Source organism: Rheinheimera muenzenbergensis (assembly GCF_036984005.1).
Classification (GTDB): Bacteria; Pseudomonadota; Gammaproteobacteria; order Enterobacterales; family Alteromonadaceae; genus Alishewanella; species Alishewanella muenzenbergensis.
In genome coordinates this window covers 191,678-215,141 of sequence record NZ_JALAAR010000005.1, presented here as the reverse complement: position 1 = coordinate 215,141, position 23,464 = coordinate 191,678, and the positions used below count along the sequence as shown (strand labels likewise).

26 protein-coding genes are annotated in these 23,464 nt (G+C 49.5%); 18 read left to right on the top strand and 8 right to left on the bottom strand.

All coding sequences use genetic code 11. The features are described from left to right. Positions 1-226: 226 nt before the first annotated feature. The 3 genes from MN202_RS08245 to MN202_RS08235 all read left to right on the top strand — a co-directional run bounded on the left by MN202_RS08245 (position 227) and on the right by MN202_RS08235 (position 2,150). On the top strand, positions 227-985 hold the full coding sequence (locus MN202_RS08245) for a peptidylprolyl isomerase (RefSeq protein WP_335735622.1): 759 nt from the start codon (positions 227-229) through the stop codon (positions 983-985). A 171-nt stretch (positions 986-1,156) separates the two neighbouring features. Further along, entirely contained in the window at positions 1,157-1,855 is a 699-nt protein-coding gene (locus MN202_RS08240; protein ID WP_335735621.1) for a nucleotide-binding protein, read from the top strand. After that, positions 1,812-2,150, top strand: a complete 339-nt coding sequence (locus MN202_RS08235) for a replication protein RepA (RefSeq protein WP_335735620.1) — start codon at positions 1,812-1,814, stop codon at positions 2,148-2,150. Before MN202_RS08240 ends, MN202_RS08235 begins: the two co-directional genes overlap by 44 nt. Positions 2,151-2,156: 6 nt before the next feature. On the opposite strand, the gene MN202_RS08230 is transcribed toward MN202_RS08235, so the two are convergent. Continuing rightward, the gene (locus MN202_RS08230; RefSeq protein ID WP_335735619.1) at positions 2,157-2,579 is read right to left on the bottom strand and encodes a DUF3010 family protein; all 423 of its coding nucleotides are present in this window, start codon (positions 2,577-2,579) and stop codon (positions 2,157-2,159) included. A 14-nt stretch (positions 2,580-2,593) separates the two neighbouring features. Then, complete coding sequence (locus tag MN202_RS08225; RefSeq protein ID WP_335735618.1) at positions 2,594-2,956, bottom strand: hypothetical protein; 363 nt, start codon at positions 2,954-2,956, stop codon at positions 2,594-2,596. Positions 2,957-3,217: 261 nt separating this feature from the next. Here MN202_RS08225 and ccoG point away from each other — a divergent pair, with 261 nt between their 5' ends. From ccoG to MN202_RS08210, 3 genes are read left to right on the top strand one after another with little or no spacing between them, the layout of a single operon-like run. Further along, complete coding sequence (gene ccoG, locus MN202_RS08220) at positions 3,218-4,645, top strand: cytochrome c oxidase accessory protein CcoG (protein WP_335735617.1); 1,428 nt, start codon at positions 3,218-3,220, stop codon at positions 4,643-4,645. 2 nt (positions 4,646-4,647) lie between these two features. Beyond that, on the top strand, positions 4,648-5,643 hold the full coding sequence (locus MN202_RS08215) for a serine/threonine protein kinase (protein ID WP_335735616.1): 996 nt from the start codon (positions 4,648-4,650) through the stop codon (positions 5,641-5,643). Between the two features lie 48 nt (positions 5,644-5,691). Continuing rightward, positions 5,692-6,333 (top strand): thiol:disulfide interchange protein DsbA/DsbL, encoded by a 642-nt coding sequence (locus MN202_RS08210; RefSeq protein WP_335735615.1) that lies wholly within the window; start codon positions 5,692-5,694, stop codon positions 6,331-6,333. Positions 6,334-6,379: 46 nt separating this feature from the next. On the opposite strand, the gene MN202_RS08205 is transcribed toward MN202_RS08210, so the two are convergent. After that, positions 6,380-7,243, bottom strand: a complete 864-nt coding sequence (locus MN202_RS08205; protein WP_335735614.1) for a DUF817 domain-containing protein — start codon at positions 7,241-7,243, stop codon at positions 6,380-6,382. Between the two features lie 114 nt (positions 7,244-7,357). Between MN202_RS08205 and MN202_RS08200 the strand changes: the two genes are divergently transcribed. Continuing rightward, positions 7,358-7,897 carry a DUF6942 family protein gene (locus MN202_RS08200; RefSeq protein ID WP_335735613.1) on the top strand — a complete coding sequence of 180 codons (540 nt, stop codon included), beginning with the start codon at positions 7,358-7,360 and terminating at the stop codon, positions 7,895-7,897. Then, positions 7,890-8,360 (top strand): hypothetical protein, encoded by a 471-nt coding sequence (locus MN202_RS08195; RefSeq protein ID WP_335735612.1) that lies wholly within the window; start codon positions 7,890-7,892, stop codon positions 8,358-8,360. Before MN202_RS08200 ends, MN202_RS08195 begins: the two co-directional genes overlap by 8 nt. Here the strand turns inward: MN202_RS08195 and MN202_RS08190 are convergent. Next, positions 8,357-8,740, bottom strand: a complete 384-nt coding sequence (locus tag MN202_RS08190) for a DUF4920 domain-containing protein (protein WP_335735611.1) — start codon at positions 8,738-8,740, stop codon at positions 8,357-8,359. The genes MN202_RS08195 and MN202_RS08190 overlap by 4 nt on opposite strands. A gap of 260 nt (positions 8,741-9,000) precedes the next feature. Between MN202_RS08190 and MN202_RS08185 the strand changes: the two genes are divergently transcribed. From MN202_RS08185 to MN202_RS08175, 3 genes are all read left to right on the top strand, one after another. Next, the gene (locus MN202_RS08185) at positions 9,001-9,828 is read left to right on the top strand and encodes a putative porin (RefSeq protein WP_335735610.1); all 828 of its coding nucleotides are present in this window, start codon (positions 9,001-9,003) and stop codon (positions 9,826-9,828) included. A 130-nt stretch (positions 9,829-9,958) separates the two neighbouring features. Further along, a complete protein-coding gene (locus tag MN202_RS08180) occupies positions 9,959-10,330 on the top strand; it encodes an MbcA/ParS/Xre antitoxin family protein (RefSeq protein WP_335735609.1) in 372 nt (123 codons plus the stop codon). After that, positions 10,327-11,073, top strand: coding sequence for an RES family NAD+ phosphorylase (locus tag MN202_RS08175; protein ID WP_335735608.1), 747 nt, complete (start codon positions 10,327-10,329; stop codon positions 11,071-11,073). The genes MN202_RS08180 and MN202_RS08175 overlap by 4 nt, the downstream gene beginning before the upstream one ends. A 13-nt stretch (positions 11,074-11,086) precedes the next feature. Here the strand turns inward: MN202_RS08175 and MN202_RS08170 are convergent, their stop codons facing one another. Beyond that, positions 11,087-11,365, bottom strand: a complete 279-nt coding sequence (locus MN202_RS08170; RefSeq protein WP_335735607.1) for a hypothetical protein — start codon at positions 11,363-11,365, stop codon at positions 11,087-11,089. Positions 11,366-11,380: 15 nt separating this feature from the next. Here MN202_RS08170 and MN202_RS08165 point away from each other — a divergent pair, with 15 nt between their 5' ends. The 4 genes from MN202_RS08165 to MN202_RS08150 all read left to right on the top strand — a co-directional run bounded on the left by MN202_RS08165 (position 11,381) and on the right by MN202_RS08150 (position 15,607). Beyond that, on the top strand, positions 11,381-11,608 hold the full coding sequence (locus MN202_RS08165; protein WP_335735606.1) for a helix-turn-helix domain-containing protein: 228 nt from the start codon (positions 11,381-11,383) through the stop codon (positions 11,606-11,608). Continuing rightward, positions 11,605-13,575 carry a DUF2075 domain-containing protein gene (locus MN202_RS08160; RefSeq protein WP_335735605.1) on the top strand — a complete coding sequence of 657 codons (1,971 nt, stop codon included), beginning with the start codon at positions 11,605-11,607 and terminating at the stop codon, positions 13,573-13,575. The genes MN202_RS08165 and MN202_RS08160 overlap by 4 nt, the downstream gene beginning before the upstream one ends. A 227-nt stretch (positions 13,576-13,802) precedes the next feature. Beyond that, on the top strand, positions 13,803-15,131 hold the full coding sequence (locus MN202_RS08155; protein WP_335735604.1) for an ATP-binding protein: 1,329 nt from the start codon (positions 13,803-13,805) through the stop codon (positions 15,129-15,131). 14 nt (positions 15,132-15,145) lie between these two features. Next, positions 15,146-15,607: a methyltransferase family protein gene (locus MN202_RS08150; protein ID WP_335735603.1), complete on the top strand. Its 462-nt coding sequence runs from the start codon at positions 15,146-15,148 to the stop codon at positions 15,605-15,607. Here the strand turns inward: MN202_RS08150 and MN202_RS08145 are convergent. The 3 genes from MN202_RS08145 to uvrA all read right to left on the bottom strand — a co-directional run bounded on the left by MN202_RS08145 (position 15,604) and on the right by uvrA (position 19,186). After that, entirely contained in the window at positions 15,604-15,975 is a 372-nt protein-coding gene (locus MN202_RS08145; RefSeq protein WP_335735662.1) for a helix-turn-helix domain-containing protein, read from the bottom strand. The genes MN202_RS08150 and MN202_RS08145 overlap by 4 nt on opposite strands. A 17-nt stretch (positions 15,976-15,992) precedes the next feature. Then, on the bottom strand, positions 15,993-16,295 hold the full coding sequence (locus MN202_RS08140; RefSeq protein ID WP_335735602.1) for a type II toxin-antitoxin system HigB family toxin: 303 nt from the start codon (positions 16,293-16,295) through the stop codon (positions 15,993-15,995). Positions 16,296-16,363: 68 nt separating this feature from the next. Further along, the gene (gene uvrA, locus MN202_RS08135) at positions 16,364-19,186 is read right to left on the bottom strand and encodes an excinuclease ABC subunit UvrA (protein WP_335735601.1); all 2,823 of its coding nucleotides are present in this window, start codon (positions 19,184-19,186) and stop codon (positions 16,364-16,366) included. Positions 19,187-19,346: 160 nt separating this feature from the next. On the opposite strand from uvrA, the gene MN202_RS08130 reads away from it, so the two are divergent. The 3 genes from MN202_RS08130 (at position 19,347) to MN202_RS08120 (ending at position 23,443) form a co-directional block, all read left to right on the top strand. Beyond that, the gene (locus MN202_RS08130; protein WP_335735600.1) at positions 19,347-20,732 is read left to right on the top strand and encodes a sigma-54-dependent transcriptional regulator; all 1,386 of its coding nucleotides are present in this window, start codon (positions 19,347-19,349) and stop codon (positions 20,730-20,732) included. Beyond that, the gene (locus MN202_RS08125) at positions 20,716-22,014 is read left to right on the top strand and encodes a sensor histidine kinase (RefSeq protein WP_335735599.1); all 1,299 of its coding nucleotides are present in this window, start codon (positions 20,716-20,718) and stop codon (positions 22,012-22,014) included. Before MN202_RS08130 ends, MN202_RS08125 begins: the two co-directional genes overlap by 17 nt. Positions 22,015-22,198: 184 nt before the next feature. Continuing rightward, positions 22,199-23,443, top strand: a complete 1,245-nt coding sequence (locus MN202_RS08120) for an efflux RND transporter periplasmic adaptor subunit (RefSeq protein ID WP_335735598.1) — start codon at positions 22,199-22,201, stop codon at positions 23,441-23,443. Positions 23,444-23,464 lie beyond the last annotated feature (21 nt).

The following is a 23,464-nucleotide window of genomic DNA, read 5'->3' as shown; positions in this document are numbered from 1 at the left end:
AAACCAAAACCGATATTCTAAAAGATTTTTCGCTAAAGCCAAATTTTAATTACATTTTTTTTTCATGCGATGGTTAAGTCTGTAAGACAAAACGGCTTTTAAGCTACTCCGGTTACATGAACATCAGCTTAACATTTGCCTATAAGCGTAATTAATTGTTATGCCGCTGGCTTTCAACCGGCTGGCTCTATTATGCTGCTGCGCATTAAACAGGAGAACCGACAACATGACCGGAAAATTAGTTAATACATTGCTGGCGACATTCGCCTTAGGCTACACCAGTCTGGCGCAAGCCACCATAGTAGAAGTAACAACTAATCTGGGTAAGTTTGAAATAAACTTATATGACCAAAGCACCCCGGTCACAGTGCAGAATTTTCTTAGCTACGTAAATAGCGGCAAGTATGACGGAACGGTAATGCATCGCTCTGAGCCTGGTTTTGTTATCCAGGGTGGCGGCTTTGTATTTGATCAGGCGTTACCGTTAAAGGCAGTTGCAACCAATGCTCCGATACTGAATGAGCCTAAATGGTCTAACGTGCGCGGCACCGTTGCCATGGCTAAACTGGGTGGCAATCCTAACAGTGCAACCAATCAATGGTTTATCAACCTGAGTAACAATGCCAGCAATCTGGATTTCCAAAACAGTGGCTTTACCGTTTTTGGCCAGATCAGCAGCAGCGACATGTCAGTGGCAGACGCCATTGCCGCCTTGCCGCGTTTCTCTTTTAATGGCCTGACTAATTTACCGCTGCGTAATTACAGCAACAGTGACCGGGATGATAACAAACCTTTAGTAGCCGACAACCTGGTTACAATTGAGTCTATTGTGGTCGTTGATGCCAGGCCAAATACCGTGGCCGGCCTGACACAGACCCCCACCACTAACACCGGTGCGGCAGGCGGCAGCGATAGCAGTGGCGGCAGCGGCGGCTGGTTATGGTTACTGCCACTGAGCGTCTTGCTATTGCGCCGGCGCAAATAACAGTCAATCTAGTTAGTAAAAACGGAGCATCAGGCTCCGTTTTTGTTTATTCGCCCCGCCAACCACAACAAAATACACGCTGGTTTTCGCTGTTTTAATATTGTTGTCTACACTTAATGCTAAGGCTGAAGCTGTTACAGTAATAGCGGCCGGTGAGATGAGGGTACCGCAATGATTTTGTTAGTGGGTGGAGAAAAAGGCGGCAGCGGCAAAAGCTGCCTGGCACAAAATATAGCTGTGTATTTTTCACGCGAGAAAAACGCCAATGTGATGTTGGTTGATTGTGATCCGCAACGCACCTCATCCGACTGGGTACAGGAGCGCCATATGGATCCGGCCCTGCCCTGGATCAACTGTGTGCAAATGTACGGTAAAATCCGCTATGAGCTTAAAAGCCTGGAAATGCATTACGACGTGGTTATCGTAGATTGCGGCGGTCAGGACAGCGTGGCCCTGCGCTCGGCCATGGTGGTCGCCAGCCATGTGTTATTTCCGCTGCGGCCAAAGCGGCGCGATTTAAAAACACTGGAACATCTGGAAGATTTAGTCAGTGCCTGCAATGTGGTTAACCCGGACATGATCGTTGGCTGTGTGATTACCCAATGCCCGTCACTACCTAATCAGGCTAACCGTATTCTGGATGCCAAGGACGTATGCAAATCCTTTAATATCCGGGTACTGGACGCCATTACCTACAATCGTAACACCTACGATGACAGCGAAGAGAAAGGCCTGTCGGTAATGGATGTCGAGCCAGACGGCAAAGCGGCGCAGGAAATACGTGATATAGTCACTGAATTAATGGCAATGAAGGCGATACAAGAAGATGGCGCTGATCGATCTGAAGAAAAAGTCGCAGCCAGCCGCTAACAGCGGTATTAGTGCTGACGACTTTATTGATGACGCAAATGACTATGCGATGGGTATGCCGCGTATAGTGCGCTTGCGTCAGCAATTGCCTGAAGAAGACGACACAACGCGCCTGCCGATGCGTCATGCCACTTTTACGCTGAGCCAGGAAGCTATCGAGGCCTTGAACGAACTTAGCCAGCTTACCGGCGAAGCCAAGTCGAAACTCATTCGCAAACTTATTTTACAAGCCAGCCGGACCAGCACTGTTAATGTCAACTTAACTGGCGACAAAGCAACTAAACAGGACGAATAAGCCAGCTTATTTCAGTAAGCTGGCGTAGGCGGCGGTAAATGCAGTTTCCTGAAATACCTTTAAACCTGTGTCTTTAAAATCTATCGGCAGCGGCGCACGTTTAAGCTTTTCTTTAATTGCGGTGGCCGATATCACAGTACACTGGCAGCCAGCAATCAGCTGTAAGGCCGCTTCAATTTTAAAGCCGACGGCACCACCGGCAAACTTACCTTTTTGTGGTCGCTCTTTAATGACTAACTGCGAAACTTTGTAATCTTCAATAAACTTGGCAAAGGTAAACTGAAAATGGCGCATTTGCTCCTGATCCTGATCTTTGGTCAGTGCAAAGCGATTTTGCCGGCAGTCGGGTAACTCAAACAAACCGTCTTTTAATACCATCAGACAGATAATTGCTTCGCTGCCTTTTATTTCTATTCCACAGGTGCGCATTGGCCATTCCTCGGTCAGGGGCGTGTCAGGTTGTCGTAATTTTGTTCAATCACTTCACAGCTTTGCCGCAACGGCTCGCCAAACAAAATCGGATTAAAATCGTTGTTAATACAGTAGCTGCGGCGAAATTTCTGCAGGCTGTCTAAACTGGCAGCATGCTTTTGCAGATACTGTTGCTGGCTATCACCCCATTGCTCTGCCAACTGTAACAGTTGCTTGCGTGTTTTGCGCAGCGCAGCCTCCTGGTTGTCACCGGCAATGGCCACTTTATCAACTATTAAATCGTACACTTTATCGCGATAAGGCTTAATACTTTCGTGATCCGAGAAGGTCAGCACCAAAAGCACTATCACTACTAACCAGAAAAACTTCTTCATTGCTGGTAACTCCGCTAATGCAATGGCGCTATTGTAACGGATTCCGGCGCAATCTGCATCGCAGTCGTTTTTAAGCCAAAAATGTCACCATTGTTTACACCACTTAAGCAAAATCCGTTAACTTAGTTGACAATACACGCAGAAAAACTGTGGAAAACGGCTTTATTCGGCCAGGCACAGATATTGCTTTGTCACAGGTCAAATAAATCTGCCTGCCAACTGTTATACTTGGCGGCATCGTCAGCAGTAACGGGACAAGCCGTGGACCAGCAAAATAAAATAGATATTAAGAATATACCGGTACATGTTGAAGTACATCAGCCGAAATCCAGCCAAGGTGGCAGTTATGCCCCCCGTGACCGTATTTATGTCCGGGCGGTAAAAGGCCTGCATCAGGCGATCCGGCGCTACATGGGTTTTGTCTTTATGGCGCTGTTTATGTTGCTGCCCTGGCTGCAATACAACGGCCATCAAGCCATATTGCTGGATATTACCGAGCAAAAGTTCAATATTTTTGCCCTGACCTTATGGCCGCAGGATTTTACCATACTGGCGTGGATCTTTATTATTGCTGCCTATGCGTTGTTTTTTATCACCGCCTTTTATGGCCGGGTATGGTGTGGCTATTTATGTCCGCAATCGGTCTGGACCTTTATTTTTATCTGGTTTGAAGAAAAAATTCAGGGCACGCGCAATCAACGGATGAAACTGGACGCTGACGCCTGGTCGGCGGGCAAATTTGCTAAGAAAGCCGCCACACATTTATGCTGGGTGGCGTTTTCACTATTAACATCATTGATTTTTGTTGGTTATTTCACCCCGGTTGGGCCGCTGTTTGCCGAATTCTTTACGCTGCAGGCAAGCTTTTGGGCGGTAGTATCGGTGTTGTTTTTTACCCTCTGTACCTATGGCAATGCCGGTTGGATGCGCGAAATTATGTGTACCCACATCTGCCCTTATGCCCGTTTTCAGTCAGCGATGTTTGATAAAGACACCTTTACGGTAACTTATGATGAAAAGCGCGGTGAAAACCGTGGCCCACGCAGCCGTAAAGACAAAGACTATAAAGACAAAGGCCTGGGCGATTGCATCGATTGCAACCTGTGCGTACAGGTTTGTCCAACCGGCATCGATATTCGTAACGGCTTGCAATACGAATGTATTAACTGTGGTGCCTGTATTGACGCCTGCGACGATACCATGACAAAAATGGGCTACCCAACCGGCCTTATCAGCTACACCACCGAGCACAGCTTAAATGGCAAGCCCACCAAAGTATTGCGGCCCAAGTTGCTGGGCTATCTGCTGGTATTGATAACAGTATGCGCGGCCTTTGCCTGGACGCTGTATAGCCGGGTACCCTTTGAAATGAATATTATCCGCGATCGCGGCGCCTTGTTCCGCATTAGCAATGACGGCCTGATTGAGAACACCTATACCCTGAGCATTTCAAACAAATCTCAGTACAGCGTTAGTTATCGGCTGACAGTCAATGCCGATATCGCCTTAAACTGGATAGGGCCACAGCAAGTCACCTTAGAGGGTGGCGAAACCCGTAGTGTACCGATCAGTCTGGTAATGGAGCCTGATGCCACAACAGCAAAAGCCCTGAGCATCCACTTCAGTGTCAGCCAGGCAGACCAGCAGCAGGAATTGTTGCAGGACAGCACATTTTTTACCGGGAATTAAGCATGGCTAACTTCGATTTTAGTGGCCTGCAGCCCGACACCATCGTAGATGCACTCAGTCAGCTTGGCCTGGATGTAAGCTCTGGCCTGCTGGCACTAAACAGTTACGAGAACCGCGTATATCAGTTTAGTGCTTATAGTGCTAATGCCGTACGGCCGGCAAAGTTTGTGGTGAAATTTTACCGGCCACAGCGCTGGACCACAGCGCAATTACAGGAAGAACACGACTTTGCCTTTGAACTGGCCGCCGCCGAGATACCGGTGGTGGCGCCACTGCAGTTTAGCGGCCAGTCGGTACTGCAGCATCAGGATTACCAGTTTGCGCTGTTTCCCAGCCGTGGCGGCCGTACCCTGGAAATTGACAATGACGACCAGTTAGCCATGTTAGGCCGCTTTCTTGGCCGCATGCACCAGGTTGGCGGCAGCAAGGCCTTTACCCACCGGCCGGCTTTCAGTATCGACAGCCATTTAACGCAAAGTCGCGATGTGCTGGCGAAACTAACACTGATCCCGGACTATATGCACACAGCATTTTTCACCGTGCTCGATCAGGTCATTGCGCTGGCCAGCGCACAATACCAACCCTCACGGCTTATCCGTTTACACGGTGATTGCCACGCCGGTAATTTGTTTTATGCCGGCGAAGCACCGTTTTTTGTAGATCTGGACGACTGCCGTATGGGGCCGGCAATACAAGACTTATGGATGATGTTATCCGGCGATCGTTTTGAGCAACGCGACACCCTGCAGCTAATGCTGGATGAATACGAGCAATACTGCGACTTTGACCCGGCAGAGCTGAAACTAATCGAACCGCTGCGCGCTATGCGGATGATCCATTATATGGCCTGGTTGGCACGACGCTGGAAGGATGGTACTTTTGTGCTGAACTTTCCGTGGTTTGCCACAGACAAATACTGGGAGCAGCAGTGCCTGGCGTTAAAAGAACAGCTGCTGGCATTGCAAGAAGCACCATTGTCTCTGGTGCCTGATTACTGAGAATTTGTTAAGCTATGACCAACAAGTCTAACTAAGGACATTTAAAAAATGAAAACGTTGTTATCTGCGGCTGTACTGGCACTTTTATTACCCCTGGCAGCCTGTGCTGAAGCAAAATTTGAGCAGGGTAAGCACTACGAGATCATTGCTGAAACCACCAGCGCCAAGCCGGAAGTTAAAGAGTATTTTTCATTTTATTGTGGCGGCTGTAATGCGTTTGAGCCTATCGCTCAGAGCGTAGCGAAAAAACTGCCCGATGATGTTGAGTTTAAAAAAGTGCACGTCGACTTTATCCGTGCAGCGGCACCGGAAATTCAAAACGCTTTAGCCCGCGCTTATCTGGTAGCTAAAAATCTGGGTAAAGGTGATCAGGTAGCCAGCGCTATTTTTAACCAGATCCACCGCGCCCGCGCACCATTCAGTAACGAAAACGATATTCGTAATCTGGTATTAATTCACGATATTGACGGTGAAACCTACGATAAAGCGATGAAGAGCTTTTCAGTTCGTGGTGCCGCCAGCCAGATGAAAAAAGAGCAGGATGAATTATCAGAGCGCCGCGTCCTGACCGGCGTACCTATGCTGATAGTTAACGGTAAGTACCGTATTATCAACGAAGCACTGGACCGGCGTAATATGGAAACCGAGCTGCAGCAGCTAATCAGCTACTTGCTGGAAAAAGATGCATAACGCAGTTACTGCGAACAAGGCTACCCCCGGGTAGCCTTTTTTATGCTTAACGCGGTACATCAATCCGCTGTTTTACGTACTTTAACTGCGCCACTATGGTAAAAGTCATAATCACCAGCAGTGACCAGGAACTCCACTTACCCAGGTGCACTGCCGACCAGGCACCAAGCTGGTTTGGATAACTCCATAACCCCATAAAGGTGCTGATATTTTCTGCCAGCCAGATAAAAAAGCCTACCAGCACAAAACCCAGTAACAGCGGCATGCTGCGCTCACGGTCCAGCGGCGTAAAGTACACCGCAGTGCGTGCATACAGCCCCAGTGTTGCCGCAGCGATATACCAGCGGTAATCGCCAATATAGTGGTGAGTAAAAAAGTTAGCGTAAATCAGCAGCGCCACCAACACCGCCATCCAGTAAGGCGGATGATGCACAACCCGCTGCTGCATTAAGCGCCAGCTCTGAATAATATAGCTGCCCACTGCCGCATACATAAAACCGGCAAACAGCGGCACGCCAAATATTTTACTATAGGCAAAATCGGGGTAACTCCAGGATTGAATGGCACCTGAGGTTTTAAACACTTCCAGCGCAAAACCGACCAGATGGAACAGACAAATGGCCTTTAGCTCATCGACGGTTTCCAGTTTACTCCACACCATCCAGACCTGGATTAGCAGCGCCAGGATCAGCAGCGCATCATAACGCGGCAGACCAATAATGCCGCTGCGAGGCACCAGCAATACAGCTGCAAAAAACAGAGCGACAAATAAGCAGGCGCGGGCCTGCTTCAGACCAAAAAACCAGAATTCCCAGCAAAAACGGCGAAAGCCAGCGACATTCTCTGGCGGCGTAACCTGCATTAGCCAATTATCCAGCCGGTTTATTGTAGTAACAGTAACAGAAGACATAAGCTTTCCCTAGCAAAGTGACAAGCAAAATTACCCTGCAATACCATACAGAGCAACCGCTTATGCTAAAGTAACCAGCTGAATTAACGCTGAGCAAATCAGGATTAGCCTACCGTGATAGCCCCTACGCCCAACCGTATCGGTTTTGGTGACGCCGGCGCACAGTTTAATGTGTATATAGCAAACAGACCGCCGATGACAGAATATGCCAGCCTGCAGACAGTGCAGCCATTAGATGGCGGCGAAATACAGGCGATAAATCAGGCTTGTGGCAACGGTTGGCGTAAAGTGTTTAATGTATATGCCAAGTTACTGTTTGCACTGGATAAAACACAATTCGGTTTTTCACAACAGGCCACCAGCTGGCAGCAGTATCGTGACACACTATTACTCCAGGCTAAAAGTCAGACCGCTTTATTGTTCAGCAGCCCTGAGCTGAATACAGCGCTTGGTACCGTACATATTATTACCGGCCGCACTTATGCCAAAACCCTGCTGGATGCCGGCTTGCCAGCCCGGTTTATCTGGCTGAACCATGAATTTGCTGTCGATAAATACAACCGGCTGTTAGTCTGTCCTTACTTTGACTACCGCCAACTTAATAACGAAAAGCTGGTTTTTCTGGCGCGGATGATCAAGGCCTTAGATGAATAATGCTCACTTAGTCACTCAGCTACAGCAGCTTTGTTCGCTGTTGCAACCTTTTCAATTTGGCGTTGGCGGCAGCTGCCTGCTCTGGCATCTGGGATTAGACACTCAGCCCAATGATATCGATGTGGTCTGCACCGAAGCCGATTTTGCCGCGATCTGTACAGTGCTTGCATCCGGTTTCCAACGCCAGCCAATCACTGAACACCCGCAATATGTCTCGGCACATTTTGCCCGTTTCAGCCGGGCAGACTGGCCGGATATCGAGCTAATGGCCGGTATCGCGGTAAAACAGCATGACAGGCTAATTCACTGGTCATTTACGCCACTGCATTGTCATTGGCAAAAAAAGGTTTGCTGGATGCCGCCGGCAGACTGGCTGCAATTGTATCAGTTATTTGATCGGCCGCAGCGGGTGGCTCAGCTGCGGCGTTATCTGGTACAGTTGCGCTTAAGCAGTTCAGATTAATCGGCTATTTCTACTGCGGTTGGGTACAGCTGATAGGCATCAGGCTCATCTTCACCCTGTGGCCATAATCGCACAGTGCCGGTAGCGTAAGCTGTTTTGCCTTTGGCACTGAGCGGAAACACCATATCACCATCACGCACTTTAATCCGGAACGGCCCGGCAGCACTTTCTGCAGTGAACTTCATCCAGCAGCCCTGCTTGCTGCACACTGAGTCGACAGTGCCGCTAATGGTAACCACTTTATCCAGATAACGTTGCGGTTCTGTTAACAGTTGCTCAACTGGAAGTATGCTGGCTTTATCCACGCCGGCACCGAAAAGTGTGGCTGCCTGGACACTACAGATGATGCCGGTCAACACCAGTACTAAAAATGCTTTCATTGAGTTTTCTCCCTTTGATGTTAGGGCTTATTTTTGGCGCAATTACCACCGAAGGCAAGACAAAGTTAACCCGCCCTGCTGCATTTCAGTGCATGCAGGCTACGTTTTTCCTTGCTGGCTTGCAGCGACTAATTTTCTAACTTAGGCCAAAAAGTAAACACATAAACCATTTAATGTGAATTAAGTGAACTTTTAATTTACATTCAATTTCGTCGTCTGTAGTATGCGCGCCGCTATTACCAACTTAGGGATCTGAAACAATGACGTTAAAATATGTATTACCCGCTATCGCACTGGCGGCCTCACCATTAGTATCTTCTGAAGAATATCAGATATTTACAGATTTGAGGTTAACTCATGAGCGCTTTGATTATCTGGACCTGCAAGACGATATCCTGCTAAACCGCACATTTGTTGGCAATAGCTGGCAATTAAACGGCACCTATTTTATCGACAAAAAAGTGACGTTAGGCCCGTTAGATCAATTTGAATACATTAACAAAGTAACCAACATCTCGGCATCTTATAACCGGGTAATTGACAACAATGCCTGGAGTATTGGCGGCGAATATTTCGCTGAAAACGGCCTGGTCGTATCAGCCAGCCACGGCCGCTTTAGCGGTGACTATATAAACCAGTTGGGTTTGGGCTATCTGGTTTCTAATAATGTTATCGTGCGCGCTGAAGCTTTTAAAACCGAAGGCAGCAGCACCGATTACCGCTTTTCTGCCAGCTACAACCACCAGCTGCAGGGTAACGACTATGTTGGTTTTACTGCTTACACTGATGACGAATTCGATTACTTCGGTATCAGCAGCAAATATTTCGCCAGTTTAGGTGAAGCGCGCTTTATCGCCGCTGGCATTACCATCGAAGACAATGATGGCAGCATAGACTGGGCCGCAGCAGCCGATTACTATTTCAGCAAAATGACCTCAGTCGGCCTGTCTTACACTAAAGCAGACAACTACAGTCTGAACGCCAAGCACTTCTTCACGCCAAACTGGGCAGTAGAAGCCAGCTTTGCCAGCAACACAGGCGATTCAGCGCTTAAGACATACAGATTAGGTGTTATCGGTCAGTTCTAAGTTTCTCTGGTAGCTACACTAGCGCTTCGGGGCAACAATTGTTGCCCCTTTTTTATTGTCTGCCCGCCCCCATTTGTCGCCTTTGCACTTTTGAGCTATTATTTGTGCATTAATGACTCTGGAGGGTAATATGAGTGCATTACTACAACCCGTAAGCAGCGCCGACTTGGTATTGGCGAAGGCGGTACTAAACGCTGCCGACCAACTGGGGCTAAAACAGGCCGAACTGGCGGCAGTGTTAGGTGTGCACCGCACCGCAATAAGCCGGCTAAAACAAAAGCTGTCATTAGACCCAAGCTCAAAACAAGGCGAGCTGGCCTTGCTACTTATTCGTATCGCCCGCGCCCTGTATGCGTTAACCGGCGGCGATAGCAGCTGGACACAACATTTTATGCACACGCAGAACCAGCTAAGTGGCGGCGTACCGGCGCAACAGGTGCAAAGTGTGCATGGTTTAATGCAGGTACTGCATGTGGTTGATGCGATGCGGGGCAAGCAGTGATCTGGCAAGCCTGCAATGGCAAGCAGCAGCTAACCTCAATAAGTGGTACCTTGTTTCGTCTGGTAGAAAGTCAGGAGCAAGCCGCAACGCTGAGTCTGGTCGACACGCTGCAAGAGCAAGCACTATTAGAGCAATTATTAGAGCAAACCAAACCACCTGTCTCTCCGGTAGCTGAAGGCTTACATTACTTACTAAAAACGCCGTTTCGTTATCCACCGTTAAAATGGGGTTCGCGCTTTGGCAGTGTGTATGAACCGGGCATTTTCTACGCCGGCGGCTCAGTCGCGGTAACCCTGGCTGAGTCCGCTTACTACAGATTACTGTTTTGGCAGTCAATGCCCGCCCCGCCACCTAAGCCAATACTGCGCACGGCCCATACCTTGTTTAGCGTGCACTACCAAACAGAGCGCGGCATTGCGCTGCACCAGCCACCTTTTAGCCAGCATCAGGCATTACTCACCAGTAAAACCGACTATCAACATACCCAGCTGCTGGGCAGCGCTATGCGCAGCGCCGGCGTTGATGCTTTTGAATATCAATCAGCCCGTGCTACAAGCAGCGAGCTTTGCATCGGTTTATTTAACCCAAAAGCTTTTGCCTCAAACCAACCCGATCAAAGCAGCCAATGGCTGTGCGAGCTAAGTGCACAGCAGGTAGCATTTAAACAACACGGCGAAACCCAGCTGCATAGCTTTAGCGCAGAGCAGTTTTGGCTAGAGGGTAAATTGCCGCTGCCGGCGTGATTTAACTAATTCCCTAGGTGCCCAAGAGAATATCTTTCAACGATGTTAAGTCGTATTTCTTAGCGTATTCACTAACCGCATCGTCAAGCGACAAATCGCCAAACCGTGCAAGCCACTCATTGTCGGTATATCCAGTATCGTCAAAATTAATACAGTAAGTCTGCTCTAGTTTCTGGTTAAGTAGTTCGAAATACTCATTATTTGGTTCATCGAAATTCATAATTAACGCCAATTGTGACTTATAGTCCGTAGCATTATAAGTCACATCACCTGACGATGTTAGTTCTTCCATATTATGGATCAATTCATGCGTCAGGATGCACAGCAACTGTTTGGTTTACGGGTTAAGCAGCTTAGGCTTTCGAAAGACATTAGTCAGGAAGAGCTTGGAGCTTTATCAAACCTAGATCGTACCTATATCAGCGGTATTGAGCGCGGTAAGCGTAATGTAAGTCTGAAAAATATACTGCAAATAGCATCAGCTCTAGGTGTGCCAGCGTTAGAACTGTTTAATATCCCGGAGTTTAAAGGATGAGCCGGGCATACTACGCTGCACCTATCAAAAATTTTCTTGCTACCGAAGAAAGCAAAATTATTGGTCAGTTAACAAGATCGCATGGTCAGGATTTGATGCATACCCAAACGATTGCTTGGGAATATCAAATACGTTATTTGCAGCAAGAACTAGGTAAGGCCGAAAACCAAGGTTGGATCTTCTTTGAGTTTATGATCCCAAGAATGGGCCGCCGGGCTGATGTAGTAATGATTGTCTCGGGCATTATTTTTGTCCTTGAATTCAAGGTAGGCGCATCCGTTTACACTTATGCCGACCGTGCTCAAACTGCTGGCTACGCACTCGATCTAAAACACTTTCATTCTGGAAGCCACGATAAGTATATCGTACCCGTATTGATTAGCACTGAAGCCAATGAACCAGAATTAGCAGTAGAGTTTAATGATGAAGATGTATCAAATGTAATTTGCACATCAGGTGATGGTCTTTTCAGAAAAATTCGGCAAGTCTTAGATAAGAAGCCCTCACAAGACTTTGACATACACGGTTGGTCTATATCCTCATATAAGCCTACTCCGACAATAGTTGAAGCAGCACAGGCGCTTTATGCCAAACATAGCGTAATCGATATTACACGCACTGAAGCTGGCGGCGAAAACATAGCAGTAACTAGTTCGCGATTATTTGAGATTATCCACGGCGCTCGAGTTAATAAGCGAAAAGTCATATGTTTCGTCACCGGCGTACCTGGTGCAGGTAAAACTTTGGTTGGTCTCAATATAGCTAATCAGCACGCAAATCCAGACGATGACGAATACTCAGTATTTTTAAGTGGCAATGGCCCTCTTGTCACTGTTTTGCAAGAAGCGCTAGCACGAGATCTCTATGCAAATGAAAGAGCCCGTGGTCGTAGAGAATTATCAAAACAAGACGCGCGTCGAAAAGTAGAAAGTTTTATTCAAAATATTCATCGTTTTCGTGATGAATCTCTAAAAGATAAATCGAAGCCGCCAGAGCATGTTGCGATATTTGATGAAGCACAACGGGCTTGGAATATAGAGCAAACCGCCAAGTTTATGCGAAATAAACGCGGCATTTCTGATTTTGCTATGTCTGAGCCTGAGTTTTTGATTTCAGTGATGGATCGGCACGAAGATTGGGCCGTAATTATTGCGTTAGTCGGCGGCGGTCAAGAAATAAACGTTGGTGAGGCTGGTATTGGTGGCTGGTTCAACGCGATTCAACACACTTTTAAGCATTGGCAAGTGTACTGTTCACCAAACTTGCTAACAGGTGAGTATATTAGAAATGGTATTGATGCCAACAGCATAAAAGATTTTGAGCAAGAGCCAAGTTTGCACCTTTCAACTTCTATGCGTTCCTTTCGTGCTGAGAAATTATCGTCTTTTGTTCACCATTTGATAGATGGAAACGCTTCTGCAGCAGCAGATACCTTTAAACTTATTGCGCCGTATTTTCCTATTGTAATAACCCACGACATTACAAAAGCTAAAGCTTGGATTAAACAAAAGACCACGGCAAATCGACGCTGTGGAGTGTTAGCATCTTCCAACGCTATTCGACTGAAGGCAGAAGGGATTTTCGTAAAGAACACCGTAGAGCCAGAACATTGGTTTCTTGCTGAAGGTAATGATATTAGGTCGAGTAGTTTTCTTGAAGATGCGGCAACAGAGTTCGATGTTCAAGGATTAGAACTCGATTGGACACTTGTGGCTTGGGATGCGGATTTGCGTTTCATAGATGGAAAATTCCAGCATTGGCAGTTTAAAGGTTCAAACTGGCAAGCTCGAAGGCAACTAGAGAACCGAAGATATCTAGAAAATGCCTACAGAGTTTTGCTGACTCGCGCTCGAGAGGGCATGATTATTTTCATACCAAAAGGTAATGTCGCGGATGAAACTAGAAACCCAGAGTTTTATGATGGCACTTTTCAATTTTTACTGAGTTGTGGATTACGAGAGCTATAGCTCTATTGAGCTCGGAAAGCGAACTTGAAAATAATGCACCAGCTTTGCTGAGCTGCCGGTAGCTTGATCTTAAACACTATTTTTCTAGCCATCTCAAAGCCATCACACTTTTATGCGCATAAAAATGTAATATTCCACACTTTTACGCGCATAAATGTGTTGGTAAGTTTGTTTTAAGGCGCAGAAAAGTGTAATGTTAGTGCAAATTAACGGCATTTAGGGGTGCTATGGAACGCGATTTATTAACAGCTTTACTGCGCTGGAAGGCGAAACCTGAGCGCAAGCCCCTGCTGATTGACGGTGCCCGGCAAACCGGCAAAACCTACTTGCTGCAGCAGTTGTTTGGCCGCCAGTTTGCAAAGGTGCTGCGGATTGATTTTCTGGAGTCGCCGCAAATGCAGGATGCCTTTGCCGGTTCGTTAAGCCCCGCTGATGTGCTGGGTAATATCGAGCTGTTAACCGGGCAGCCGTTTAATATGGCAACTGACCTGCTGATCCTCGATGAAATAGGCGAATGCCCGCGGGCGGTAACCGCATTAAAGTACTTTGCCGAGCAAACCCCACAGGCGTTTATCGCCGCCAGTGGCTCTAACATCGGCTTACTGAATACCTTTCCGGTCGGCAAGGTTGAGCAATACAACTTAAGGCCGTTAACCTTTCGCGAATTCTTACTGGCCTCAGGCGAAGCTATGCTGTTAAAAGCTTATGATGCCGGGCAAAACTCGGCTGCTGCCCACACTAAGCTGTTTGATAAGTTGACAGATTATTACTTTACCGGCGGCATGCCGGAGGCCGTTCGCCTGTGGTTCAAGCTGGCAGAGCAAAGCCTGCTGGAGCGAGTAAAGGCGGTGTCTCAAGTGCATGCTGACTTGCTGGCCGGATATGTACGGGATTTTGGTAAGTACTCCGGCAAGGTAGATGCTGCTTTAATTGAAGCGGTGTTTACTGCAGTGCCGGCACAGCTTGCTGCGGTAATGGACGAGTCGGTTAAGCGCTTTAAATTAAAACATGTCTATGAGCGTAAATCACGCTATCAGGAGCTGGAAGGCGGCATTATCTGGCTGGAAAAGTGCCGGCTGATTTTAAAAAACTACCCTGTCGAGGGCACACCACGCAGCCCGCTGGCGGCTTACAAAAAAGATAATATGGTTAAGCTGTTTTTGTTTGATGTAGGCCTGCTCAACCATATGCTGGGTGTCAGCTATCTGGAGATTAAACAGCAAAATTATGACTACAAAGGCTATATTGCCGAAAATTTTGTCCAGCAGGAATTGGCTGCTCTGGGCGTTGACCCCAGCTTTTCCTGGAGCGATGCCCGGGCTGAAATCGAGTTTATTCTCTCTGATAGTACCGGCAATGTCATACCGTTGGAAGTAAAAAGCGGTAAACGTACCAAAGCCAGGTCGTTGCAGTCTTATATTGAAAAATGCAACCCAATTAAAACCATTAAACTAACTGGTACTCAGGGCTCGTCACCGCTGGAACAGCAACATTTGATGTATCCGCTGTACTACACTGCGCACGCTGTGAGTCAAAACCTGCAGACATTAGTTTAAAACAGGAAGAATTGATGCAAGCATTAGAACTTAAAATCCCCCCTGTGGTGTTAGTAGCGTTATTTGCTTTGGCGATGTGGGTAGTGACGCCGTGGCTACCCGCTTTAGCGCTGCCGGTTGGTTGGCGGCTGATATTGGCAGGTGTTTTTGCTGCTGCCGGCGCTGCCATTGCGCTGGCCGGTGTGTTGGCATTTCGCCGGGCGAATACTACGGTAGACCCGCGGGTGCCAGAGCAAAGCTCCAGCCTGGTTGTTCGCGGCATTTACCGTTATAGCCGCAACCCTATGTATGTTGGCTTTTTATTGTTGTTAATGGCCTGGGCGTTTTACTTAACCAGCGTGGCAGCTTTGGCATTACTGCCGCTGTTTGTGTGGTATATGAATAAGTTTCAGATAGTGCCGGAAGAGCGGCATTTATTGCAGAAATTCGGTAATGAGTATCAGGCTTACTGCAAAAGCGTGCGACGCTGGCTTTAATTTGACTGGTTTACCGGCGGTTTAATTAGCGACTCTGCCGGTATGCCCAAGCCCTGGTGTAGCCGCCAGATCATTTTCAGGGTTAATGAACGTTTGTAATTCAGGATCTCATAAACGCGGTTACTTTTGCCGATCATCGGCTCAAGATCTTTTACTGTTAAGCCTTTGCGTTCCATTTCAAACTTAATTGCCTCAACCGGATCGGGTAAATCCATCGGGAAATGCTTTGCTTCATAGGCTTCGATCAGCGTAACCATCACGTCCAGCTTTTCACCTTCTGCCGTGTCTGGCTGCGCCAGCATCAGTTGCTCAACCACTTGCAGTGCCGCACGGTAGTCGGCTTCGTTTTTGATAGGTTTAATATCCATCATTGCTACTCCGGCGGTTAAATGGTTTGCACATCAATTTCGTCATATTGACTATGAGTGCCGACAAATCGCACATAAACGACTTTGTAGGCATAGTTTATCCACACGACCAGCCGGTACTTATTTCCGGCTATGTTGAATACTACTCTGCCATCTTTGAGAATACTGGCATGCCTGAAATCCTGTTTTACATCTGCAGGCGACTGCCAGTTTGCACTTAACACGTATCGATGCCAGGCAAGAATAGGTTCTTTTGCATCATTGTATTCCGGGCTATCTTGCCAGAATGCTTTTAACGTAGAGAGCGCAATGATTCTCATAGCGCAATCATAGTCCCATTTTGGGACTTTTGCAATGATGTATCTTTAGCTGTCACTATGATTGCACCTTAGCCGAGCAGTGGCTTTAGATAATGCCCGGTGTAGGACTTTTCACAGGCGGCGACCTGCTCTGGTGTACCGGCGATCAGGATTTCACCACCGCCACTGCCGCCTTCCGGGCCTAAGTCGATGATCCAGTCGGCAGTTTTTATCACATCCAGGTTATGCTCGATTACGACGATACTGTTGCCGTGGTCACGCAGGCGGTGCAGTACATTCAGCAGTTGCTGAATATCGTAAAAGTGCAGGCCGGTCGTGGGTTCGTCCAGTATGTACAGCGTTTTACCGGTGTCGCGTTTGCTTAGCTCACGCGCCAGTTTTACCCGTTGCGCTTCACCGCCGGATAAGGTGGTGGCCGACTGCCCCAGTTTGATATAAGACAGGCCGACATCCAGCAGGGTTTGCAGCTTGCGGTTAATCGCCGGTATGGCTTCGAAGTATGCCAGTGCGTCTTCGACTGTCATATCCAGCACTTCGTGGATATTTTTGCCTTTGTATTTGATCTCCAGCGTTTCGCGGTTATAACGTTTGCCCTTACAGACATCGCACGGCACATAGACATCGGGTAAAAAGTGCATTTCTACTTTAATAACACCATCGCCCTGACAGGCTTCGCAGCGGCCGCCTTTAACGTTGAAACTAAAACGGCCAACCTGATAACCGCGTGAGCGCGCTTCCTGGGTACCGGCAAATAACTCGCGCACGGCGGTAAAAATGCCGGTGTAGGTGGCGGCGTTCGAGCGCGGCGTGCGGCCTATCGGACTTTGATCGATATCGATAACTTTATCAAAGTGATCCAGGCCTTTAATCTCGCGGTGTGGTGCCGGATCGTCGCCCTCGCCTTTGTTCAGCACCCGGTGCGCCACCCGGAACAGCGTATCGTTGATAAGCGTCGATTTGCCCGAGCCGGACACCCCGGTGATGCAGGTCATTAAGCCAAACGGAATGGCAATATCGACATCTTTTAAGTTATTGCCACTGGCGCCTAATACCTCCAGCCACTTTTTGCCCGGCTTATGCCGTTTTTGCGGTACCTCGATTTTACGCGTGCCGGCTAAATACTGGCCGGTTAACGAGTCCGGTGCCGCCATTACCTGCGCCAGCGTACCCTGGGCGACAATATTACCGCCATGTACGCCGGCACCGGGGCCGATATCGATAATATGATCGGCCATCCGTACCGCGTCTTCATCATGTTCTACCACGATCACGGTATTACCTAAATCACGCAGGTGGGTAAGGGTGCCCAGCAGGCGATCGTTATCGCGCTGGTGCAAGCCGATAGACGGCTCGTCCAGCACGTACATTACGCCGACTAAACCGGCACCAATCTGGCTGGCCAGTCGGATACGTTGTGCTTCGCCGCCGGAGAGGGTTTCGGCACTGCGCGATAAATTCAGGTAATTCAGGCCAACATTGACCAAAAAGCTTAAACGGTCCTGAATTTCTTTTAGTACTTTTTCCGCTATTTGCGCTTTCTGGCCGGTTAATGCCAACTGCTGGAAAAACGCCATACAGTCGCCAATCGATAACTCGACAATTTCTGGCAGGTTTACCTTACCGATAAACACATACCGCGCTTCTTCGCGCAAGCGGGTACCGTTACAACTGGGGCAGGATTGATGCGCCAGATATTTGCTTAACTCTTCGCGCACCGAATTTGACTCCGTTTCGCGATAGCGCCGCTCCATATTCGGCAAAATGCCTTCAAACGGGTGGCTGCGCTGCACGATATCGCCGCGATCGTTTAAGTATTTAAAATCAATTACCGTAGTGCCGCTGCCGCGTAAAATGGCGTCCTGCTGATTTTTTTTCAGGCTGTTAAAGGGCACATCCAGTGCAAAGCCGTAATGCTCGGCTAACGACTTTAACATCTGAAAATAATAGAAATTACGCTTATCCCAGCCGCGTATCGCGCCGCCGGCCAGGCTTAGCTCATCACTGACAATGACTTTATTCGGATCAAAATACTGCTTAACACCTAAACCATCACAGCTGGGGCAGGCACCGGCCGGGTTGTTAAACGAAAACAGCCGCGGCTCCAGCTCGACCATCGAATAACCACAGCTGGGGCAGGCAAAGTTAGCCGAAAACACCAGTTCGGCTGCATCGGGCTCGTCCATCAGTGCCACCTTGGCCACACCACCGGATAAACTGAGCGCGGTTTCAAACGATTCAGCCAGCCGGGTTTTAATATCATCGCGCACTTTAATGCGGTCGATCACCACTTCAATGGTGTGCTTTTTATGTAAGTCCAGCGTTGGCGGGTCGGATAAATCACAGACTTCGCCATCGATACGGGCGCGGATATAGCCCTGCGCGGCTAAGGTTTCCAGCGTTTTAACGTGTTCACCTTTGCGCTCCTGCACTACAGGCGCTAACACCATTAATTTGGTGCCTTCCGGGAAAGCCGTAACCTTGTCGACCATTTCGCTGATGGTTTGTGCCGCCAGCGGTAAATCATGCGTTGGGCAGCGCGGCTCGCCGACACGGGCAAACAACAAACGCAGGTAATCGTAAATTTCAGTAATGGTGCCGACCGTAGAGCGCGGGTTATGCGAGGTGGATTTTTGTTCGATTGAAATCGCCGGCGATAAGCCTTCAATATGGTCGACATCGGGCTTTTCCATCAAACTTAAAAACTGCCGCGCATAAGCCGATAACGACTCGACATAACGGCGCTGGCCTTCAGCGTACAGCGTATCAAACGCCAGCGACGATTTACCGGAGCCTGATAAGCCGGTGATCACGATCAGCTTATCGCGCGGTATGGTCAGCGAGATGTTTTTCAGGTTGTGGGTACGGGCGCCGCGAATATCGATTTTATCCATTTTGGTTTCCGGTTATCAGCTGTGAAGGCATGGAGGCTGTACAAATATACACTATGCAACAGCAAGAAAAAACCTGCTGCTAAATATTAACCGCTGCTGGCGGTAGCTAAGCTTTGCGTTTATTGTATGGCGGCGCGCGCTCTCAGATAAGGACATGCCAATGCAGGCCAGCATTTTAGTTATTGAAGATAATAAGGAAATCCGCTTTTCGGCGCGTTTTGTGCTGGAAGATGCCGGTTTTAACGTGGTGGAATTGGAAAACCCGACCCAGGCGATGGCGTATCTGAGCCAGAGCGATAGCAGAGAGACCAATGCTGATTTGATCCTGCTGGATATGAATTTCAGCCTCGATACTACCTCTGGGGAGGAAGGCCTGCAGTTTTTGCGCTGGCTGCAGCAGCAAGGCAGTAAAGTGCCGCTGGTGGCGATGACCGCCTGGTCGAATACCGCGCTGGTGGTGCAGGCGATGCAACTGGGCGCCGGCGATTTTATTGAAAAGCCCTGGCATAACCAGCGGCTGTTGCAGGTGATCCGCCAGCAACTAAAACTGGCGCAACTGCAGCAACATAACAAACAACTGTCGGCCGCCTTTGCCGATCCGGCCAGCCCGCTACTGGCACATAGCGAAGCAATGCAACGGCTACTGCAGCAACTGACAGAGGTGGCGCGCAGCGATGCCAACATTTTGCTCACCGGTGAAAACGGCAGCGGCAAAACCCAGCTGGCGCAGTTTATTCATAACAAATCACAGCGCGCCAGTGCCGCCTTTATCAGCGTCAATATGGGCGCCATTGTCGACAGCCTGTTTGAAAGCGAAATGTTTGGCCATAAAAAAGGCGCCTTTACCGATGCCAAAGAGGCAAGAGTCGGCCGCTTTGCGCTGGCACAGGGCGGCAGCCTGTTTCTGGATGAAATTGCCACGCTGCCATTAAACCAGCAGGCCAAGTTATTGCGCGTGCTGGAGTCCGGCCAGTATGAAGTGGTGGGCAGCAGCCTGACCGAGCAAGCCAATGTACGGCTAATCAGCGCCAGCAATGCCGATTTTGCTGCGCTGCTGGCCGCTGGTCAGTTTCGCCAGGATCTGTATTACCGGCTGAATACACTGCAATTTACTGTGCCCGCCTTGCGGCAACGGCCGGACGATATCATACCGCTGTGCCGCTATTTTTTGCAGCAACACGGCAGCCGTTATCAGAAGCACGGCTTACAGTTAACCGCGACGGCCGAAACAGCGCTGCGCCAGTATGCCTGGCCGGGTAATGTGCGCGAGCTGAGCCATGCCATCGAGCGCGCGGTGTTGCTGTGTCAAAGCGGGAAAATTGACAGCAGCGATTTGGCACTGGCGCTGCCGGCAGCAATCAATACTGCCAACGGCCAGCCAGCGCCAATAGCACTGGAGCAAATGACGCTGGAGCAAGCTGAATTACAGCTGATCCGCCAGGCACTGGCGCAGTTCCCGGCCAATAAGCAACGCGCGGCAGAGCAGCTGGGTATTACCAAATCGTCGTTATACCGCCGGCTGGAAAAGTATGGTCTGGATAAATAAACGCCCGGCTTCGCTGGAGCGCCACAGCTTAATCCTTAGCATTGGCTTGTTGCTATGCTCACTTGCCGCTGTTGTGCTGGCCGGGTTATGGTTTGGCCAATGGTGGCTATGGCTGCTGTTAGTCCCGGCCTGGTTGCTGTTGAATAAATGGCAGTTTGCCCGGCGCAGGCAAATGCTTGCAGCCTTTAACCGCGCCAGCGTACAACTGGAAGCGATGCATAACCAGGATTACAGCCTGCAGGCGAAAGCGGCTTATCAAACCGGTATTGCCGCCAGCTTTCAGCAGCAGTTACAGCAACTCAGCAGCCAGTTGCAACAACGCAAAAGCTTTTTTGATGAACAGCAGTTTTTACTGTACCGGCTGATTGACCAACTCAATACCCCCATTCTGGTATTCGATCACAAGCAGCAACTGAGTTACGCCAACGCTGAATTTGACAGCTTATTTGGCCAGCCCTGGCAAAGTTTGCGTAAGGCGTCGGCGCAGCGTTTAGGCTTACACAGCGAGCCGCACTGGCATTTTGCCGACAGCGAGCGCCAGCGACAGTGGCAAATTCGCCATAGCCGCTTTATGGATCAGGGCCAGCGCCATCAGTTGCTGGTGTTTATTAATATTCAGGCAGCGTTGCGTGATACCGAGTTAGAGGCCTGGCAGCAACTGATCCGTGTGCTTAGCCATGAGATCCGCAATTCGCTCACGCCGGTGCTGGCATTGTCCGAGCAATTACGACCTAAACTGACGGCAGAGCGTGATCAGCAGGCGCTGCAGGTGATCCACCAACGCAGCCAGCATTTGCAGGACTTTGTCAGCCGCTACAGCGAGCTGAATAAACCGCTGAGTATTAACCTGCAACCACTGTGCGCTGGCGATTTATTTGCCGCGCTGCAACCACTGTTCAGCGATGCCAACTTACAAGGCAGCGGGCTGAGTTTGCGGTTTTACTCAGACGCCACCTTATTGCAACAGGTGCTGATTAACCTGATTAAAAACGCCATTGAAGCCGGCAGCCCGCCGGGTACAGTACTGCTGCAGTTTGCCCGCCAGCATAACCAACTGCACATCAGCATTAACGACAGCGGCCAAGGCATCAGTAACAGCCGGGACCTGTTTGTGCCGTTTTACACCACCAAAGCCCAGGGCCAGGGCATCGGCTTGCAGCTGTGCCGCCATATAGTGCGCCAGCTAGCCGGCGAGCTGACACTGCAAGCGCGCAGCGATGGCCAGCAGGGTTGCTGCGCCACCATCAGCTTACCCTGGCAAGCGGCTGATACTGGCAGCTGAGTACTCTGTAATAAGCGTCCGAAACCGGAATAGCGCGTCCGAAACCGGACGCCATAGCCATAAATCGCAACACTAAAACTAAATTAATTATTATATATCAACACTTTAAATTGTTGGCACAAGCATTGCTCTGCCATGGCAGGCCGTTACCGTACACTGCCACTTGTTACTACAGAGAAATGCAATGGACGTAAAAAAAGTAAATACCAAACCGCGCTGGAAAAAACCGCTGCTGGTGCTTAGCGCGCTGGCCAGCCTGACGCTGCTGGGCAGCCTGTGGGCCTCGCCCGGCTATCAGCATAAAGCCGACCGGTCTGCGTTACTGCTGGCACAGGTGCAGCGTGGCGACTTGCAAGTCAGTGTCGATGCTTATGGCGTACTGCGCTCCGACAAACAAACCCTGCTGACCGCGCTAACCAGCGCCACCGTGCAGCAGGTGTTGCTGCGGCCAGGCGCTCAGGTCAGTGCCGACAGCATTATTTTGCAGCTGAGCAACCCCGAGTTACTGCAGGAAGTCGAAGCGGCGGCCATGGCGCTGGCACAGGAAGAAGCCAATCTGAAACGGCTGAAACTGGCTAATCAGCGCGAGCGGTTAGCCGAGCAAGCCGTAATGGCTGAGCTGGATGCCAATTTACAAATGGTAACCTTAAGACGCAATGCCGAGCAGCAACTGGTCGCCGATGGTGTGGTGTCGTCACTGAGTTACCAAACCACAGTGCTGCAACAACAGCAAATGCAACAACGGCTGGACTTGCAACAGCAACGACTGGCACAGTTGGATGATGTTATTGCTCAGGCAGAGATTATTCAGCAGGAGCAAATTAACCAGGCGCGAACCCGTTACCTTACTATGCAGCAACGGGCGGAACGCTTAACAGTGCGCGCCGGTATGGAAGGCGTGCTGCAACGGCTACCGGTAGAGCTGGGCCAAAGTGTTGTGGCTGGCCAGGAGTTGGCATTAGTCGGCAGCGACAAAGACTTACTGGCGCTGGTGCGGGTATCGCAATCACGTGCCGAGCAGCTGCAAATTGGCCAGACCGCACAAATTAACACCCGGCGTGAACGGGTGGCCGCTGTGGTGACCCGCATTACGCCGGAAGTGCGCGAAGGCACTATCGAAGTCGAGCTGGCCTTTACCGAAGGCGTACCGGCCTCAGCGCGGCCGGAGCTGAATATCGACGCGCAAATTTTTACCGCCCAGCTAACCGACACCCTGTATCTGGAACGGCCGGTGAATGTGCAAAGCCATAGCAGCAGCCGGTTATTTAAAGTTACCGCTGAGGGCCGCGCTTTGTCTGCCACTGAGCTGCAGTTTGGCGACGATGCCGGCCGTTATTTACAAATTACCAGCGGCGCGCAGCAAGGCGACACCTTTGTGCTGTCTGATATGGCCACCTTTCGCGATGCAGAGCTGATTCAACTGCAGTAAGCACGGAACAATATTAAGGAA

Coding starts and splice junctions, on each gene's coding strand:
- MN202_RS08245 (WP_335735622.1), top strand. CDS start 227: ATGACCGGAAAATTAGTTAATACATTGCTGGCGACATTCGCCTTAGGC.
- MN202_RS08240 (WP_335735621.1), top strand. CDS start 1,157: ATGATTTTGTTAGTGGGTGGAGAAAAAGGCGGCAGCGGCAAAAGCTGC.
- MN202_RS08235 (WP_335735620.1), top strand. CDS start 1,812: ATGGCGCTGATCGATCTGAAGAAAAAGTCGCAGCCAGCCGCTAACAGC.
- MN202_RS08230 (WP_335735619.1), bottom strand. CDS start 2,579: ATGCGCACCTGTGGAATAGAAATAAAAGGCAGCGAAGCAATTATCTGT.
- MN202_RS08225 (WP_335735618.1), bottom strand. CDS start 2,956: ATGAAGAAGTTTTTCTGGTTAGTAGTGATAGTGCTTTTGGTGCTGACC.
- MN202_RS08215 (WP_335735616.1), top strand. CDS start 4,648: ATGGCTAACTTCGATTTTAGTGGCCTGCAGCCCGACACCATCGTAGAT.
- MN202_RS08210 (WP_335735615.1), top strand. CDS start 5,692: ATGAAAACGTTGTTATCTGCGGCTGTACTGGCACTTTTATTACCCCTG.
- MN202_RS08205 (WP_335735614.1), bottom strand. CDS start 7,243: ATGTCTTCTGTTACTGTTACTACAATAAACCGGCTGGATAATTGGCTA.
- MN202_RS08195 (WP_335735612.1), top strand. CDS start 7,890: ATGAATAATGCTCACTTAGTCACTCAGCTACAGCAGCTTTGTTCGCTG.
- MN202_RS08190 (WP_335735611.1), bottom strand. CDS start 8,740: ATGAAAGCATTTTTAGTACTGGTGTTGACCGGCATCATCTGTAGTGTC.
- MN202_RS08185 (WP_335735610.1), top strand. CDS start 9,001: ATGACGTTAAAATATGTATTACCCGCTATCGCACTGGCGGCCTCACCA.
- MN202_RS08180 (WP_335735609.1), top strand. CDS start 9,959: ATGAGTGCATTACTACAACCCGTAAGCAGCGCCGACTTGGTATTGGCG.
- MN202_RS08170 (WP_335735607.1), bottom strand. CDS start 11,365: ATGGAAGAACTAACATCGTCAGGTGATGTGACTTATAATGCTACGGAC.
- MN202_RS08165 (WP_335735606.1), top strand. CDS start 11,381: ATGCGTCAGGATGCACAGCAACTGTTTGGTTTACGGGTTAAGCAGCTT.
- MN202_RS08160 (WP_335735605.1), top strand. CDS start 11,605: ATGAGCCGGGCATACTACGCTGCACCTATCAAAAATTTTCTTGCTACC.
- MN202_RS08155 (WP_335735604.1), top strand. CDS start 13,803: ATGGAACGCGATTTATTAACAGCTTTACTGCGCTGGAAGGCGAAACCT.
- MN202_RS08150 (WP_335735603.1), top strand. CDS start 15,146: ATGCAAGCATTAGAACTTAAAATCCCCCCTGTGGTGTTAGTAGCGTTA.
- MN202_RS08145 (WP_335735662.1), bottom strand. CDS start 15,975: ATGGATATTAAACCTATCAAAAACGAAGCCGACTACCGTGCGGCACTG.
- MN202_RS08140 (WP_335735602.1), bottom strand. CDS start 16,295: ATGAGAATCATTGCGCTCTCTACGTTAAAAGCATTCTGGCAAGATAGC.
- uvrA (WP_335735601.1), bottom strand. CDS start 19,186: ATGGATAAAATCGATATTCGCGGCGCCCGTACCCACAACCTGAAAAAC.
- MN202_RS08130 (WP_335735600.1), top strand. CDS start 19,347: ATGCAGGCCAGCATTTTAGTTATTGAAGATAATAAGGAAATCCGCTTT.
- MN202_RS08125 (WP_335735599.1), top strand. CDS start 20,716: ATGGTCTGGATAAATAAACGCCCGGCTTCGCTGGAGCGCCACAGCTTA.
- MN202_RS08120 (WP_335735598.1), top strand. CDS start 22,199: ATGGACGTAAAAAAAGTAAATACCAAACCGCGCTGGAAAAAACCGCTG.